Raw genomic sequence first — 14635 nt, 5'->3', positions numbered from 1 at the left:
GACGGCGCGGAAGCAGGTTCCCACGGCTCCATCAGGAAGCAGCATGAAACGATCAGCCGCCAGAATCGTCCGCGAACAAGGCCCCTTTGCGGGCGTCGACGGCGTGCATGGCGTCACCTACGACGGCCGGCACGTGTGGTTTGCCTCAGGCGACAAGTTGAACGCGATCGATCCGGCGAGCGGCCAGACGCTGCGTTCGATCGACGTGGTCGCCCATGCGGGAACGGCGTTCGACGGCCAGCACCTGTTCCAGCTTGCCGAGGACCGCATCCAGAAGATCGATCCGCACAGCGGCCAGGTGCTGGCCACGATCCCCGCGCCCGGTGGTGGTGCCGACTCGGGGCTGGCCTGGGCCGAAGGTTCGTTGTGGGTGGGACAGTACCGCGCGCGCCAGATCCACCAGATCGATCCGGCCACCGGCGCGATCCTGCGCACCATCGAATCGAACCGTTTCGTCACCGGTGTCTGCTGGGCCGACGGCGAACTCTGGCACGGCACCTGGGAGAACGACGAAAGCGAGCTGCGCCGTATCGATCCGCGCAGCGGCGAGGTGCTGGAAATCCTCGAGATGCCGGCCGGCACCGGCGTGTCGGGAATGGAGTCGGACGGCGGCGATCAGTTCTTCTGTGGCGGCGGCAACAGCGGCAAGCTGCGAACCGTGCAGCGCGCCGGTTGAGTTCGAAGCCTCACGAGTCCGCGTCGTTGCCGCCTTCATCCCGTGGCGACACGCTGACCGGCTCCGGCGCGATGGACGCAGGCGTCGGTGATGCGCCGCGCGCCATGCTGGGGAACACCTCGTCGCGCCGCACCCAGGCATGGAACAGCGCGGCGGCCAGGTGCAGCAGCACGGTGGCGAACAGCAGCAGGGCAAGCCAGGTGTGGGCGCCGCGCAGCGCGGCGTAGACGCTGGCGTCGTGGGGCATGATCGGTGGCAGGTTGAAACCCTTGAACATGGTCACCGGATAGCCGCCGGCGGACAGCATCGACCAGCCGATCAGCGGCATTGCGAACATCAGCGCGTAGAGCAGCCAGTGCGAGGCCTTCGCCGCCAGCACCTGCACCCGGGGCAGGTCGGCCGGCAACGGCGGCGGGCGATGGCGCAGCCGGTTCACCAGCCGCACGATCGCCAGCAGCAGGATCGCGATGCCCAGCGGCCGGTGCAGGCTGACCAGGGTCGGGCGCAAACTCAGCGAAGCGACCATGCCGATGCCGACGAACAGCATGGCCAGGATCGCCAGCGCCATGCTCCAGTGCAGCACGCGCGCGGTGAGGTTGAAGTGCCGCGGAGCGGGCTTGGCGGGATGAAGATCGTTCATGGCCTGGTCTCCGGTGCGGCGGGCTTGCCGATGGCGGTGTCCGCCTTGCCGCTGGCGATGTCGTGTTCGCGGCGGTTGAAAGACACCGAATAGACGGCCGAACGGGCGGCCAGGATCGGATCGTCCGAACCCTGCACGCCGGCCGGCAGCACCAGCGGGTCGTAGTTGATGTCGCGGCAGGCGCCGGTGGCCTGCGGCGTGCTGCTTTCGATCACCACGGTGCCGACGGTGACGTGCTGGCGATCCCGGGGCCAGGGCTGCGCCGGATCGGCCGTGGGATCGCCGGGCTGCGCCAGGGTCACCACCATGTCCCAGCGCAGCGGCGCATGGGCCAGTCGCGCCTGTAGATCCTCGCTGAGAAAATTGCCGTCGGCGGCAGCACGCTGCTCTGGCGTCATCGCCGCGAAGGCCGCCTGCGGCTGCATCGACCAGCGCACGTTGCGCACTTCGCCACGGTCATTGGTGAAGCGGAAGGCGTTGACGCCGTTGAACGTGGTGTTGGCCCAGCTGGTCGACCACGGCGCGCGCTTGGCCCAGTCGGCGAAGCGGGCGAATTCCGGATGGGCGCGGACGAAGGCGGCCTGCTTCGCCGGATCGGGCTTGCCGGTGGCGGGGTCGGGCGCATTGGCGCGGGTCTGCTCGTAGAACGCGGGCACCGTGGACACGCCGAAGAACGGGAAGCTGTTCATCGCCATGCGCCACTGCTGGCCGTCGTCGCTGTTCAACTCCAGCGCCATACTGCGCACGCGCGCCTTGCCGTCCAGCCCGTAGGGCGCGCCGCCGGCGATCGACAGGCGCCCGGTGAACGGCGTGTGCACCGGCGCAAACAGCCGCGCGCTCGACAGCGCCACGCCTTGCCCGTTGCCCTCGAAATAGCCGGCCACGCAGATGCCCTTGGCATGCGCGCGACGATAGCCCCGGTAGATCTGCCCGTTGCCGCTTTCGATGGCGTTGGTGAAACGTTGCGGAGTCAGCCGGTTCGGCGTCAGCCAACCGGCGATCCAGCCGAAGGCCAGCGCGACGCCGCCCACGATCAGGGCGATCGCCAGCAGGGCTGGCCAGCGATGGCGGGTCATTGGAGCGGTGGCGGGATCGATGTCGGGCATGGCGGCTGCTGTCCTGGCGAGTGTGTCAGTCACTCCATTCGCTGCCGCAGGCGCATCGGTTACATCGCCCGCACGGATCCACTCCGGGTCCGCTTGCCGCGACCCCCGTCGAGCCGCCGTGCTGCATGGCCTGCGCAAGTCCGGCGCGGCTAACGGCCGGATCTGGCTGCCGGTTCCTGCTGCGGCACCTTGCGCACCTTGTCCATCGGATAGCCGAGCGCCCGCACCCTCGCCAGCAGGGCGTCGTAGTCGGCTTGGGCGATGGTCGGCGTGCGCGCCATCACCCACATGTAGTCGCGGGCGTCGCGGGCCACGATGACCTGGCTGTAGTCGTCCTTCAGCCAGGCTACGATGTACTGCGCCTTCAGCGGCCAGAACACCTGCACGCCCCACACCGCGTTGCCGCTGCCGGGCTTGACGAAGCCGGTGGAGTGGATCTCCTTGCGCTCGCCGTCGAAGCTGCCGTCGCGGAAGTGGAACGACGTGGCGACGTTGCCGTCGGGCTTCAGCGCGTAGACTTCGACCGCGTCGTATGCGTTCTTCTCGAAGCGGGTGGGGATGGTGGCGATCACGTACCAGTCACCCATGAAGCGGGGCAGGTCGACGCGGGCCACCGGCGTGATCGGCGGCAGTTCGCTGGCACCGGCGTTGAGGTTGAACAGCATGGTGCAGGCCAGCAGCAGGGTCGCCGGGAGTTTCATGGCGTCTCCGGGGCGAAGGATGGATGGGCGTCGGCGGCAGGGCGCACGAAGCGGTAGTGCGCGACCAGCCACTCCTGCCCGTCGGCGTAACCGAACAGCTCGGCGCAGGACATCCAGAACATCCGCCAGCGCTGGAACCACAGCGGCGCGGCCTTGCTGCCGTACGCTTGCGCCAGCACCTTCATCACCTCGTCGTGGTGCGCATCCTGGTTGGCCAGCCAGTGGTTGGCGGTGCGCTGGTAGTGCGTGCCGTCGACATGCCAGCGCTGCTCGATGTGCAGCGCGGACTGGAACCACAGCAAGGTGTCTGACGCCGGCATCAGTCCGCCGGTGAAGAAGTGGCGGCCCATCCAGTTGTCGTCGCCCTCGGTCTCGAACGGATACATCGCGGTGCGGTGCGCGAAGATGTGCACGAAAAGTTTGCCGCCGGGTTTCAGCCAGCCGGCGATGCGGTCCAGCAGCGTCTCGTAGTTGCGCATGTGCTCGAACATCTCGATCGACACGCAGCGATCGAACTGCGCCGGATCGAGTTGCAGCGCGTTGACGTCGCAGGTGATCACGCGCACGTTGGTCAGCCCGCGCCGGCGGCATTGCGCTTCGATGTGCCGGCGCTGCGGGGCGGAGTTGGATACGGCGGTGATCCGCGCACTCGGAAAGTGCTCGGCCATCCACAGGGTCAGCGAACCCCAGCCGCAGCCGAGTTCGAGTATCGACTGGCCATCGGCGAGCTGGGCGCGCTCGCCGTACAGCCTGAGCATCGCCTCCTCGGCCTGGTCCAGCGACTCGTCGCCGCAAGGGTAGTAGCAGGCCGAATACTTCAGGCGCTTGCCCAGGCAGAGCTCGAAGAACGCCGGCGGCAATTCGTAGTGCTGCGCGTTGGCCGCGTCGGTGTGGATCGCCACCGGACTGTGGCGCAGCATGTCGATGCGCTGCGCATACCGCGCGGCCTGTGCGTCGAGGCCGCCGGCCTGTTCCTCGCGCAGGCGTTGCGCACACAGTCGCCGGATACCCTGGCGCAACAGCGTGTCGGGAATGCGGCCGCGTTCGGCCATGCCCAGCAGGCCTGGCGCCGGACGTTCGCTGGCCAGCTCGGTGGAAGCGGGGGTGGTCATCGTGAGGTCCTCCTGGGAAACCATGGAATCAGCAGCGCCGTGGTGCGCTGGTAGTCGCGGTAGTCCGCTCCGCGCGTGCGCAGCGCCTGTGCCTCGGTGTACGGCACGCCGCTGATCCAGCGCAGGAACACGTACATGACTGCCGGCCCGGACCACGCCAGCCAGCCGATCGGCGAACCGACCGCCAGGCAGACGTAGGCGAACCAGTGCAGCCATTCGAAGAAATAGTTCGGGTGACGCGAATATCGCCACAGGCCGTCGCGGCAGGTCGTGCCGCGGTGGGCCGGATCGGCGCGGAAGCGCGCCAGCTGTGCATCGGCGATCGATTCGCCCAGCACGCCCAGCAGCCAGAGGACGACGGCCGCGGCCAGCCACGGCGCGGATGCCTGCGGGTTGCGCGCCACCGCCACGAACGGCAGCGCGAACAGCACGATCAGAAAGGCCTGGAACTGGAAGAAGGCGAAGAACTTCCACTGCGCGCCCTGCCAGTGCGCGCGCAGGTTGCGATAGCGACCATCCTCGGGCTCGCCACGCACGCGGCGCCAGAGGTGCGCCGACAGACGCAGACCCCACGCGCCGCCGAGCAGCGCCAGCGCTATGCGCGTCCACGCTGCGCCGCTGCCGGTGATCGCCAGCAGTACGGCGCTGCCGCCCACGCCCGCCGCCCACAGCACGTCGACGATGCCCGCGTTGCTGCGCCGGCGCTGCCATTGCCAGCCCAGCGTCATCATCAGCGCGGCCAGCAGCCACACCATCATCAGTTGCCACCAGGGATTCATGCGCAGGCTCCTCGCGTTGTCGATCGCGGTGGCGACGAGGCGCTGCCGAGGCGCGCCAGCCACGCCAGCGCCGGTGTCGCCAGCGCCCAGCCGAGCGCGAGCGCCAGCACGGCGCGCCATGCCGGCTCGGTGAACATGACCACGTGCCAGCCGCGCGCCGCACCCAGATAGGCCAGCGGACCGCCGACCAATCCCAGCAGCGCCGCCAGCCACAGGCGTGTCTGCAGGTAGCGCAGGGACTGGCTGAAGGTCAGCGCGAAGGTCACCCACAACGCGAGAATCCAGCCCGGTGCCAGCGCCGGGTTCGGCCAGCCGGCCGCGTAGTCGGCCAGCCCACTGCGACTGAGCGCGCCGTCCAGCAGGAAGCCCATCACCAGCCCGGCGGCGATCAGGGCGAGGTCGGTGCGAACGTTTCGAGCGCAAGCCAGCTGCACCAGCGCGTAGACGAGCATGCCGAGCACGCCCGGCCACGCCAGCCCGTGGCCCGCGCCGATCACCGCGACAAACCACACGGCCTGGTAGCCGATCAGGCTGAGCCAGAAGCTCATGCCGGCCGGCCCGGCGACGATGCGGCGTGGCGATGGCCCGGCTTGGCCATCAGCAGGTGCGCCACGCCGATCGAGCGCTCGCGAAAGCCGCCTTCGCAATACGCCAGGTAGAACTCCCACAGGCGCACGAAACGCTCGTCGAAGCCCTGCGCGCGCACCTGCGGCAAGTGGGCCATGAAGCGCTCGCGCCATGCTTCCAGGGTCTGCGCGTACGAACTGCCGAAGTCCTCCAGCCGGATCAGGCCCAGGTCGCTGGCGCGGGTCTTGGCCGCGAGCAGCGCGCTGATCGACGGGATGAAGCTGCCGGGAAACACGTGGCGCTTGATGAAGTCGACCGACTTCAACGCCTGCGCGTAGCGATGGTCCTCGATGGTGATCGCCTGCACCAGCGCCAGCCCATCCGGCTTCAGCAGGCTGCCGAGCTTGCCGAAATAGACGTCCAGATACGGCGCGCCGATCGCCTCGACCATCTCGATCGAGACCAGCTTGTCGTACTGGCCTTCGAGGTCGCGGTAATCCTCCAGCAGCAAGGTGACATGTCCCTTCATGCCGGCTTCGGCAACGCGCCGGCTGGCCAGCGCATGCTGCTCGCGCGAGATCGTGGTGGTGGTGACATGGCAGCCGTAGTGCTGCGCCGCATGCAGCGCGAAGCCGCCCCAGCCGGTGCCGATCTCGATCACCCGGTCGGTGGGCTGGAGATCGAGCTGGCGGCAGATGCGCTCCAGCTTGCGTGCGGAGGCGGTTTCCAGCGTGTCGGTTGGGTCGCTCCAGATCGCCGACGAATACATAAGGTCCGTCGAGAGGAACAGGCTGAAGAAGTCGTTGCCCAGGTCATAGTGCGCGGCGATGTTGCGGCGGCTGCCGTCGCGGGTGTTTCGACGCAACGCGTGCCACAGCCGCATCGCCATGCCGCCGAGACGGGCCACGCCGCTCTCCATGCCATCGAGCAGGTCGCGGTTGCGCACCAGCAACTGGATCAGGCCGACCAGGTTGTCGCAGCGCCATTGACCGTCCATGTACGACTCGCCGGCGCCCACGCTGCCGTGGCGCGCCACCGCGCGGTAGAAGCCGGCGTCCAGCACCTGCAGGTGGATCTGCAGCGTGGGTTGCGCACTGGCGGGTTCGCCCAGCTCGGCCGTGCCGCAGGCGTCGCTCAGCACCAGCCGGCCGTGGCGCAGGCCGCGCATCCGCTCGAGCAGTTGCCGGCGCAGGAAGCGATCGAGCCCGTCGAATGCGGCGTCGTCGCGGGTGCGGGTGCTGGCGATATCGTTCATGGCAAACCTCGGGGCGTTCGTTTCAGTCGGCAGGGCGCGCAGGCGGCGCCGGATGGTCGTGCACCGGATTGCGCTTCAGCCACAGCCGCAGCGCATGCCAGTGGATCGCGCCGACCACTTGGGCGGTCATCAGCGGATAACGCCACAGCACGCGCGCCAGCGAGGCGCCGGTGAGCGGCAGGCGCTGCAGGTTCAGCGTGGCGTCGAACGTGCGCCGGCCTTCGCGCATCACGTTCATGTGCACGCGCAGGTCTTCGCCGGGCACGGTGAATCGCCAGTCGTAGGTGCAGTCCATCGGCATGAAGGGCGACACGTGGAAGCGCTTGGCAAAGCTCCAGTGCAGCGCGCGGCCATGCACCTGCGCGTCCTCGACCGGCAGCACATAGGCGTGGCGCTGCTTCCACGGCGTGTTGGTGATTTCTGCCAGCACCGCCAGCAGGGTCTCGCCATCCTCGGCGTAGCAGTAGTAGAAGCTGACCGGGTTGAACACCATGCCGGCGTAGCGCAGGTGGGTGAGCAGGCGGATCGGTCCGGTCGGCCGCATGCCGGTGGCTTGCTCCACGCGCTGGCGCACTGCATCGGCCAGCGACAGGGTCGCCGGCGCCAGGTAGTCGCTGCGGCGGAACTGTGCCAGGTTGCGATGCGTGGTCGACCACAGCCAGCGGTCGGCGAATACCCGCTCGACCTCGTCCAGATCCAGATACAACTGGGCCATGCGATAGCTGAACGCGTGCGCGTGTGGCTCGTGCCGTCGGTGGCGTACCACGCCCTCGTACACGGCGCTGGCCAATCGCAGCTTCGAGCTGGCCGGCTTCGTCGTCACGCGACCAGCTCCGCCTGGTGCGATGGGTTCGCCGCCACCGACGCGGAGCCCAGCGGCCAGTGCACGCCCAGCGCCGCAGCGACCTCGACCGCGCTGCGCATGCCGTCCTCATGGAAGCCCCAGCCCCAGTACGCCCCGGCAAACCAGGTGCGGCGCCAGCCCTGGATTTCGGCCTTGCGTGCCTGCGCCTGCACCGAGGCCCTGGTGTAGACCGGATGGTGGTAGCGCATGCGCGCCAGGATTCTGGACGGGTCGATCGCCTCGCTGCGATTCAGGGTGACCACGAACGGCTCGGGCGAGGCGATGCCCTGTAGCAGGTTCATGCAGTAGCTGACCGTGCACGGCGCGGCGGAATCGCGCGGCAGCCACGCATTCCAGGCCGCCCATGCCTTGCGCCGGCGCGGCAGCACGCTGGCGTCGGTGTGCAGCACGGTGTCGTTGGCCTGGTAGGTCATCGCGCCCAGGATCGAATGCTCGCGCTCGTTAGCGTCGCCCAGCAGGCGCAGCGCCTGATCGCTGTGGCAGGCCAGCACCAGCTGGTCGAAATGCTCCACGCCCGCCGCGCTGCACACCTCGACGCCGCCGGCGTGGCGCAGGATCGAATGCACCGGACAGCTCAGCCGTTCGCGCACCGGCCAGTGCGCGCGCAGCGCCGCCACGTAGGTCGACGAGCCGCCCTTCACCACCCGCCACTGCGGCCGGTCGCCGAGCTGCAGCATCTGGTGGTTGGCCATGAACTGCACCAGGTAGCGCGCGGGAAACTGCAGGATCTGCGTGGGCGGCGACGACCACAGCGCGGAGGCCATCGGGATCAGGTGCTCGTCGCGGAACGCGGCGCCGTAACCGTGCTGCAGCAGGTAATCGCCGAGGCTGGTGGTGTCCTCGCTCGTCAGCAACAGCGCGGGCGCTTCGCGATAAAAGCGGGTGAGGTCGCGCACCATGCCGAGGAAGCGCGGCGACAGCAGGTTGCGGCGCTGGCAGAACAGCGTGTCCAGCGTGGTGGCGTTGTACTCCAGCCCGCTGGCCTCGCTGTGCACCGAAAAGCTCATCGTGGTCGGCTGCGACGCCACGCCAAGCTGCGCGAACATCCGCGTCAGCAGCGGATAGTGCGCCGGGTTGTGCACGATGAAGCCGCTGTCGATGCGGTAAGTTTTTCCGGCCTGCTCCACCTCGTGCGTGTGGGTGTGGCCGCCGAAATAGTCGTTCGCCTCGAACAGCGTCACCTCATGCTGGCGCGACAGCAACCACGCCGACGCCAGCCCCGCGATGCCCGATCCGACCACGGCAATGCGCATCGCTCAGCTCCCCGCCCTGACCAGCACCCACGCCGGCACCGGTTTCAGTCCGCGCACCAGGCCCAGCATGGCCATCAGCTTCAGCCCGTACCACGTCACGTCCACTTCCCACCAGCGGAAACCCTGGCGACTGGAACCGGGAAAGAAGTGATGGTTGTTGTGCCAGCCTTCGCCGAACGTCAGCAGCGCCAGCCACACGTTGTTGCGGCTGTCGTCCTTCGTGGCGTAACGGCGGCTGCCGAAGCGGTGCGCCAGCGAATTGATCGTCACCGTGGCGTGGAACAGCACGACGGTGGAGACGAAGAAACCCCACACCAGCATCTGCCCGCCGCTGGTGCCCAGCTGCGGCGCCACCTGTTGCAGCAATGCGCCCAGTCCGTACATCGCCACGGCCAGCAGCAGCGGCACCGCGATGTCGAAGCGGTCCAGCCAGCGCAGCTCCGGATACTTCGCCAGGTCCGGCACGCGCGTCAGGTCGGTGCGGAAATTGCGTGGGGTCAGGAACCAGCCGACGTGGCTCCACAGGAAACCGTGCAAGCGCGGCGAATGCGGGTCGGCCGGTGTATCCGTAACCCGGTGGTGCTGCCGGTGATGCGCCGCCCACCACAGCGGTCCGCGCTGCACGCAGGACGCGCCGATCAGCGCGAACACGAACTGCACCGCGCGCGAGGTCTGGAAGGTGCGGTGCGAGAAGTAGCGATGATAGAACCCGGTCAGCGCGAACATCCGCACCGCGTAAAGCGCGCCCGCCACACCCAACGCCACCGGCGACACGCCAACCCCGATCACCGCGAGACAGGCCAGGTGCATCGCCACGAACGGTGCGGCGCGCAGCCAGTCGATCCGGTCCTCGCGACCCTCGTCCACCTGCACGGTGGCGCTGGTATCAAACCAGCGACGCAGGGTGCGGCCCAGCCAGGAGCGGCCATGGCCGGCCAGCATGCCGGGCGGGCTGGCGGGTGCGCTGGAAGGGGCGGGTGAACGGGGCATGCGGCGTACCTGTGGGCGAGCGGCAAGTAGGGCTCGATGACAGATACGGGGGAAACGGCGGAGTGGATGCGTGGGATGGCTCGCAACGTGGCTCTTGCCGGGCATGGCCGTTGCGGGGGGGAGGGGGGCCGCTCAGCCCGGTTGCGCCGGATTCGCGGCCGTTCGACGTCTGGCGCGCGGATGGCGACGGGAACGTTCGTTCACAGCGGATGCTGGCGATAGAACAGCTCGAGTTGCCGATAAACCGCCGGCAGGTGTTCGCGCAAGGCGGCGGGCGCTTCGAAGAACTGTTCGCTGAGGACGGCGAAGAATTCGGCGTGGCTTTCCAGGCCGTATGGATCGATCGGCAGCTCGATGCCATGGCGCCGGGCTTCGCTCAGCTGCTCCCACGCGCTGGTGAAAGCCTGCGCCCATGCGCGTCGATCCATGCGCCGGTGCAGCGGCGGGAAACCGTCGGCGTCGCCGTTCAACATGTCGAGCTTGTGCGCCATTTCGTGGACGACCACGTTGTGCCCGGGTTGCCGCCCGATCGCCTGCACGTCATCCCACGACAGGATCACCGGCCCGCGGTTCCAGGCTTCGCCGGCCAGGATGTCGCGGCTGCGGTGCACCACGCCCGCGTCGTCCACTCGTTCGCGCTGCGGGCTGAAGGCGCGCGGGTAGACGATGATGCTGTGCCAGCCGTCGTACCAGTCGAGCCCGAGTTTCAGGATCGGCAGGCAGGCGTGGGTCGCCAGCAGGACGCGGTCGGCGTCGTCCAGATGCAGGCCCTCGACCGGCTCCAGCGACTTGCGTTCCAGGAACAGGGTGACCAGCACGCGCAGACTGGCCTGGTCCGAGGCACCTAGCCGGCGCGCGGCGGCGCAGCGTCGCAGCGCGTCGCGCCAGAGTCCTTCGGCGATCGGTCGTCGCGCGACGAGGCGTCGTATGCGCCAGTTTCTGATTCTGTCGAACATGAGCACATCCCGAAGAGTCGTACGAACGCGAATTGGCGGCGTCGGCGGCGAGTCCTGTTCCGATGCCTGGCGGGCACGTGCTGGCGAAGCGTTGCCACGGCCTTTGGCCACGAACCCAGGAGATGGGGCGGACGCGGGCTCTTCACAATGCGCAGGCGGGAGCTTCCGCACAGTTGCCACAAACACGCTCCGCTACGGGAGCCCCGCACGCACGCATATCCGGAGCCAGGCATGACGCACGCGAAGCAGTTCCTCGGTCTGGTCGGCTGGCTGTTGCTGAGCTTCGTGGCCGCCGCCATCGGTGCGGTGGCTTCGGTACAGGCGGCCGATTTCTATCAGCAGCTGGCCCAGCCCTCGTGGGCGCCGCCGTCCTCGGTGTTCGGCCCGGTATGGTCGGTGCTGTATGCGCTGATGGGCATCGCTGCGTGGCTGGCCTGGCGCGAAGGCGGCTGGCACCGGCAGCGTGGCGTGCTCACGCTGTTCGTGATCCAGCTGGCGCTGAACGCGTTGTGGAGCTGGCTGTTTTTCGGCTGGCATCGCGGTGCGCTGGCCTTTGCCGACATCGTGGTGCTGTGGCTGCTGATCGTGGCCACGGTGCTCGGCTTCTGGCGCGTGCGAGCGCTGGCCGGCGCCTTGCTGCTGCCGTACTTGGGCTGGGTGAGTTTCGCCTCGGCGCTGAACTTCGCGGTGTGGCATCTGAATCCGCAGATGCTGGGCTGATGCTGCGGCGGGTTTCGATGTCAGCGGGCCAATGCCGTGTAGGCATCCAGCGCCTGCTGGCGTGACTGGCCGAGGTCGACCATCGGCGCCGGGTAACCGCTACGCCTGAGCAGGGCCGCGTCCTTCCACGGTTCGTGCAGCAATGCCACGGGTGCGTCAGCCAGTTCCGGCAGCCAGCGGCGCAGGTAAGCGCCGTCGGGATCGAACTTCTTCGCCTGGGTGAGTGGATTGAACACGCGGAAATACGGCGCGGCATCCGCGCCGCAGCCGGCCACCCATTGCCAGCCCAAGGTGTTGTTGGCCAGGTCGGCGTCGACCAGGGTGTCGTGGAACCAGCGCGCGCCGTGCAGCCAGTGCTGGCGAAGGTTCTTGGTCAGGAAGCTGGCCACGATCATCCGCACGCGGTTGTGCATCCAGCCGGTGTGCCACAACTCGCGCATGCCGGCATCGACCAGCGGAATGCCGGTGCGGCCGCGTTGCCAGCGTTCGATCACGACTTCGTCGGCAGCGGCCCAGGCGAAATCGTCGAAGCGCGGGTTGAAGTTTTCCGTGAGCGTGTGCGGAAAGTGGAACAGCAGGTGATGGGCGAACTCGCGCCAGCCCAGTTCGCGCAGGAACGGTTCGAGGTCGGGTCGGCGTCTGGTGTCGATGGCGCGGGCGCGGCGGTCCAGCTCGAAGTGGATCTGCCGTGGCGAGATCTCGCCGAAATGCAGATGCGGCGACAGCCGCGAGGTGCCGTGCCGCGCGGGCAGGTCGCGGGCCTGGGCGTAGTCGCTGATGGCGTCGTCGGCGAAAATTTCCAGCAGGTCGCGCGCGCCGGTTTCGCCCGGCTGCCAGTGCGCGTGCAGGCCGCCGGCCCAATCGATGCGCGGCAGCAGATCCAGTGCATCGAGCGGAACGCCGCCGGGCAGTTCGCGCCAGCCCGGAACGCGCGGTGCGGGCAACGGTTCGACCGGTTGCAGTTCCGGCCGCAGCTTGCGCCAGTACGGCGTGAACACCTTGTACGGCTGGCCTTGCCCGGTGGCGATCCGCCATGGCTCGCACCACAACGCCGCGTTGTGGCTGTGCACCGCGATGCCGTCCTGCCGCAGGGCGCTCTTGAGCTGCGTGTCGCGCTCGATCGCGGCCGGCTCGTACAGGCGGTTCCAGTACACCGCGCCGGCACCGCTGCGACGGATCAGTTCGCGCAGGACGGCCAACAGCTCGCCACGGCGCAGGTGCAGGGCGGCACCGGCGTCGCGCAGATCCCGGTCCAGCGCGCGCAGCGCATGATGCAGCCACCAGCGGCTGGCGGAACCGGCCGGGCAGGCTTCGTCATCGGCATGGATGAACACCGGCAGCACGTGGGCATGCTCGGCGCAGGCCGAGCTCCACGCGGGATTGTCCGCCAGGCGCAGGTCGCGCCGGAACAGCACCAGCGCCGTGCTCATCGAGGCAGGCTCCGCGGCGGCACCGCGCTCAGAACCCGAACAGCGGCTGCAGCGTGCGCGCCATCCAGCTGGAAAACACCAGCGGGGCATCGGTGGCTGCCACGCAGATGCACGGCACGCCGGGTGAGGTCACCGGCTGGTGCAGGGTCTCGCCGTCCAGGTCGGCCACGTCGCCGGGGCCGAAGTGGCCGAGCAGGTCGTCGTAGGCGCCATCCAGGATCATCGTCAGTTCGCTGCCGCCGTGGCTGTGCAGCGGCAGTTTGCTGCCCGGCGCGATGCGCAGCAGCATCAGGTCGCCGCCGGCGATGCCGCTGGCGCGGATGCGCTGCACGCCCGGCGCCACGCGGCGCCAGCGCAACGCCCGCATGGACGGGCCGAACCACGGGTGCAGCGCGCTGGGCAGCCGGTCCGGGTTCCGCTCCTCGATGACCTCGGCGGGCGCCGTCGGTAGCGCCTCGGCCGGTTCGGCGTCGAGCAGGGCCAGCATCGCGGCGCGCGCATCGTCGGCCGGTACGTCGACGCGTTGCTGCTGCATCAGCACGCCACCGATCCGGTCGGCGTCGAGCAGGCGCTCGCGACAGGTGGTGCAGCGCTCCAGGTGGGCGGAGGCGACCACCGCCAGCGCGGCCGGCAAGGCGCCGGCGGAATAGCTGAGCAGGGTGGCGTCGTCGAGGTGGCGATTCGGCTTCATCGCGGGGCCCTCATGCTGCCCTGCAGTTTGGCAAACGAGCGCCGCAGCGAGGACTTGACCGAGCCCAGCGGCATGTCCAGCTCGCGGGCGATCTCGCTGTGACTTTTGCTTTCGAGGTAACACATGCGAACAAGCTTGGCCTGCACGGGTGGAAGGTGATCGATGGCCTGCTTCAGCAGATCCTGGTCGAAGGAGGATTCGGGTTGCGAGTCGAGCCGACCGGATTCGAGATGGTCGAGCCGGTCAAGACCTTCCTGGATCGGCAGCCAGTGCGGCTCCCTGCGCACGTGGTCGATGTAGAGGTTGCGTGCCACGCGATACAGCCAGGTGGCGAGGCTGGCGCGCGCCGGATCGAACATCGCGGCCTTGCGCCACAGCGTCAGCAGTGCCTCCTGCACCAGCTCGTCGGCGATCGACTCGGCCACGCCCAGGTTGCGCAGGTAGCGCTGCAGGCGCGGCGCGAAGTGATCGTAGATGCGCATGAAACTCGCACGGTCGCGCTGTACCGACACGGCCGCCATCTGTGCCGACCAGTACGATGCATCAGGCGCGCTGTGGTTCATGGGAGCGGACACGGATCGTTTGGCCCCGGCGGGCGTCATCCCGGTGACAGAGTGGTTCCGAACCATCATACGCAACTTCCCGCCCACGGCTGCGGCGCACCCCGACGCGAGGGTGTGCTCCATGCCGGTGCATACGGAGAAGCTGCGGATTCGGATTCATCGCAACCGGGGCGATGGTCGGAGATGCCGCATCACGAGTGGTGGGCCCACGAGGACTCGAACCTCGAACCAAGGGATTCGCGTGTTCCGGAGGTTTCCCTTCGGCGCGGACTATCTCTTCACCCTTCACACGTTGCATGGCTTCGTGCGGTTGGGGTGCGGGACGCTCTAG

At 68.6% G+C, this 14635-nt stretch carries 16 protein-coding genes; 2 read left to right on the top strand and 14 right to left on the bottom strand.

From position 1 onward, the window contains the following. The first annotated feature begins 43 nt into the window (after positions 1-43). The gene (locus tag AC3A56_RS08080; protein ID WP_056717623.1) at positions 44-676 is read left to right on the top strand and encodes a Vgb family protein; all 633 of its coding nucleotides are present in this window, start codon (positions 44-46) and stop codon (positions 674-676) included. 10 nt (positions 677-686) lie between these two features. Here the strand turns inward: AC3A56_RS08080 and AC3A56_RS08075 are convergent, their stop codons facing one another. From AC3A56_RS08075 to AC3A56_RS08025, 11 genes are all read right to left on the bottom strand, one after another. Further along, positions 687-1316: a cytochrome b gene (locus AC3A56_RS08075; protein WP_487769958.1), complete on the bottom strand. Its 630-nt coding sequence runs from the start codon at positions 1314-1316 to the stop codon at positions 687-689. After that, a complete protein-coding gene (locus AC3A56_RS08070; RefSeq protein WP_487769957.1) occupies positions 1313-2422 on the bottom strand; it encodes a catalase family peroxidase in 1110 nt (369 codons plus the stop codon). The genes AC3A56_RS08075 and AC3A56_RS08070 overlap by 4 nt, the downstream gene beginning before the upstream one ends. A gap of 149 nt (positions 2423-2571) precedes the next feature. Further along, the gene (locus tag AC3A56_RS08065; RefSeq protein WP_487769956.1) at positions 2572-3123 is read right to left on the bottom strand and encodes a lipocalin family protein; all 552 of its coding nucleotides are present in this window, start codon (positions 3121-3123) and stop codon (positions 2572-2574) included. Further along, on the bottom strand, positions 3120-4235 hold the full coding sequence (locus tag AC3A56_RS08060) for an SAM-dependent methyltransferase (protein ID WP_487769955.1): 1116 nt from the start codon (positions 4233-4235) through the stop codon (positions 3120-3122). The genes AC3A56_RS08065 and AC3A56_RS08060 overlap by 4 nt, the downstream gene beginning before the upstream one ends. Further along, complete coding sequence (locus AC3A56_RS08055) at positions 4232-5014, bottom strand: DUF1295 domain-containing protein (RefSeq protein ID WP_487769954.1); 783 nt, start codon at positions 5012-5014, stop codon at positions 4232-4234. The genes AC3A56_RS08060 and AC3A56_RS08055 overlap by 4 nt, the downstream gene beginning before the upstream one ends. Beyond that, positions 5011-5562 (bottom strand): DUF2878 domain-containing protein, encoded by a 552-nt coding sequence (locus tag AC3A56_RS08050; protein ID WP_487769953.1) that lies wholly within the window; start codon positions 5560-5562, stop codon positions 5011-5013. The genes AC3A56_RS08055 and AC3A56_RS08050 overlap by 4 nt, the downstream gene beginning before the upstream one ends. Further along, on the bottom strand, positions 5559-6836 hold the full coding sequence (locus AC3A56_RS08045; RefSeq protein ID WP_487769952.1) for a class I SAM-dependent methyltransferase: 1278 nt from the start codon (positions 6834-6836) through the stop codon (positions 5559-5561). The genes AC3A56_RS08050 and AC3A56_RS08045 overlap by 4 nt, the downstream gene beginning before the upstream one ends. A gap of 22 nt (positions 6837-6858) precedes the next feature. Continuing rightward, complete coding sequence (locus AC3A56_RS08040; RefSeq protein WP_157598736.1) at positions 6859-7659, bottom strand: DUF1365 domain-containing protein; 801 nt, start codon at positions 7657-7659, stop codon at positions 6859-6861. Continuing rightward, the gene (locus tag AC3A56_RS08035; protein ID WP_056763202.1) at positions 7656-8954 is read right to left on the bottom strand and encodes an NAD(P)/FAD-dependent oxidoreductase; all 1299 of its coding nucleotides are present in this window, start codon (positions 8952-8954) and stop codon (positions 7656-7658) included. The genes AC3A56_RS08040 and AC3A56_RS08035 overlap by 4 nt, the downstream gene beginning before the upstream one ends. A 3-nt stretch (positions 8955-8957) precedes the next feature. Continuing rightward, the gene (locus AC3A56_RS08030; RefSeq protein ID WP_487769951.1) at positions 8958-9944 is read right to left on the bottom strand and encodes an acyl-CoA desaturase; all 987 of its coding nucleotides are present in this window, start codon (positions 9942-9944) and stop codon (positions 8958-8960) included. A 200-nt stretch (positions 9945-10144) separates the two neighbouring features. Continuing rightward, complete coding sequence (locus AC3A56_RS08025) at positions 10145-10900, bottom strand: M90 family metallopeptidase (RefSeq protein ID WP_204110236.1); 756 nt, start codon at positions 10898-10900, stop codon at positions 10145-10147. 231 nt (positions 10901-11131) lie between these two features. Between AC3A56_RS08025 and AC3A56_RS08020 the strand changes: the two genes are divergently transcribed. Continuing rightward, entirely contained in the window at positions 11132-11620 is a 489-nt protein-coding gene (locus AC3A56_RS08020) for a TspO/MBR family protein (RefSeq protein WP_487769950.1), read from the top strand. Between the two features lie 20 nt (positions 11621-11640). On the opposite strand, the gene AC3A56_RS08015 is transcribed toward AC3A56_RS08020, so the two are convergent. From AC3A56_RS08015 to AC3A56_RS08005, 3 genes are read right to left on the bottom strand one after another with little or no spacing between them, the layout of a single operon-like run. Continuing rightward, complete coding sequence (locus AC3A56_RS08015) at positions 11641-13050, bottom strand: cryptochrome/photolyase family protein (protein ID WP_487769949.1); 1410 nt, start codon at positions 13048-13050, stop codon at positions 11641-11643. A gap of 28 nt (positions 13051-13078) precedes the next feature. Then, positions 13079-13741, bottom strand: a complete 663-nt coding sequence (locus tag AC3A56_RS08010) for a ChrR family anti-sigma-E factor (RefSeq protein WP_056715095.1) — start codon at positions 13739-13741, stop codon at positions 13079-13081. Next, entirely contained in the window at positions 13738-14343 is a 606-nt protein-coding gene (locus tag AC3A56_RS08005) for a sigma-70 family RNA polymerase sigma factor (RefSeq protein ID WP_193385074.1), read from the bottom strand. Before AC3A56_RS08005 ends, AC3A56_RS08010 begins: the two co-directional genes overlap by 4 nt. Positions 14344-14635 lie beyond the last annotated feature (292 nt).

It is taken from the genome of Rhodanobacter sp. Soil_C_14, assembly GCF_057657335.1.
This window is presented reverse-complemented; position numbering and strand designations above follow the sequence as displayed.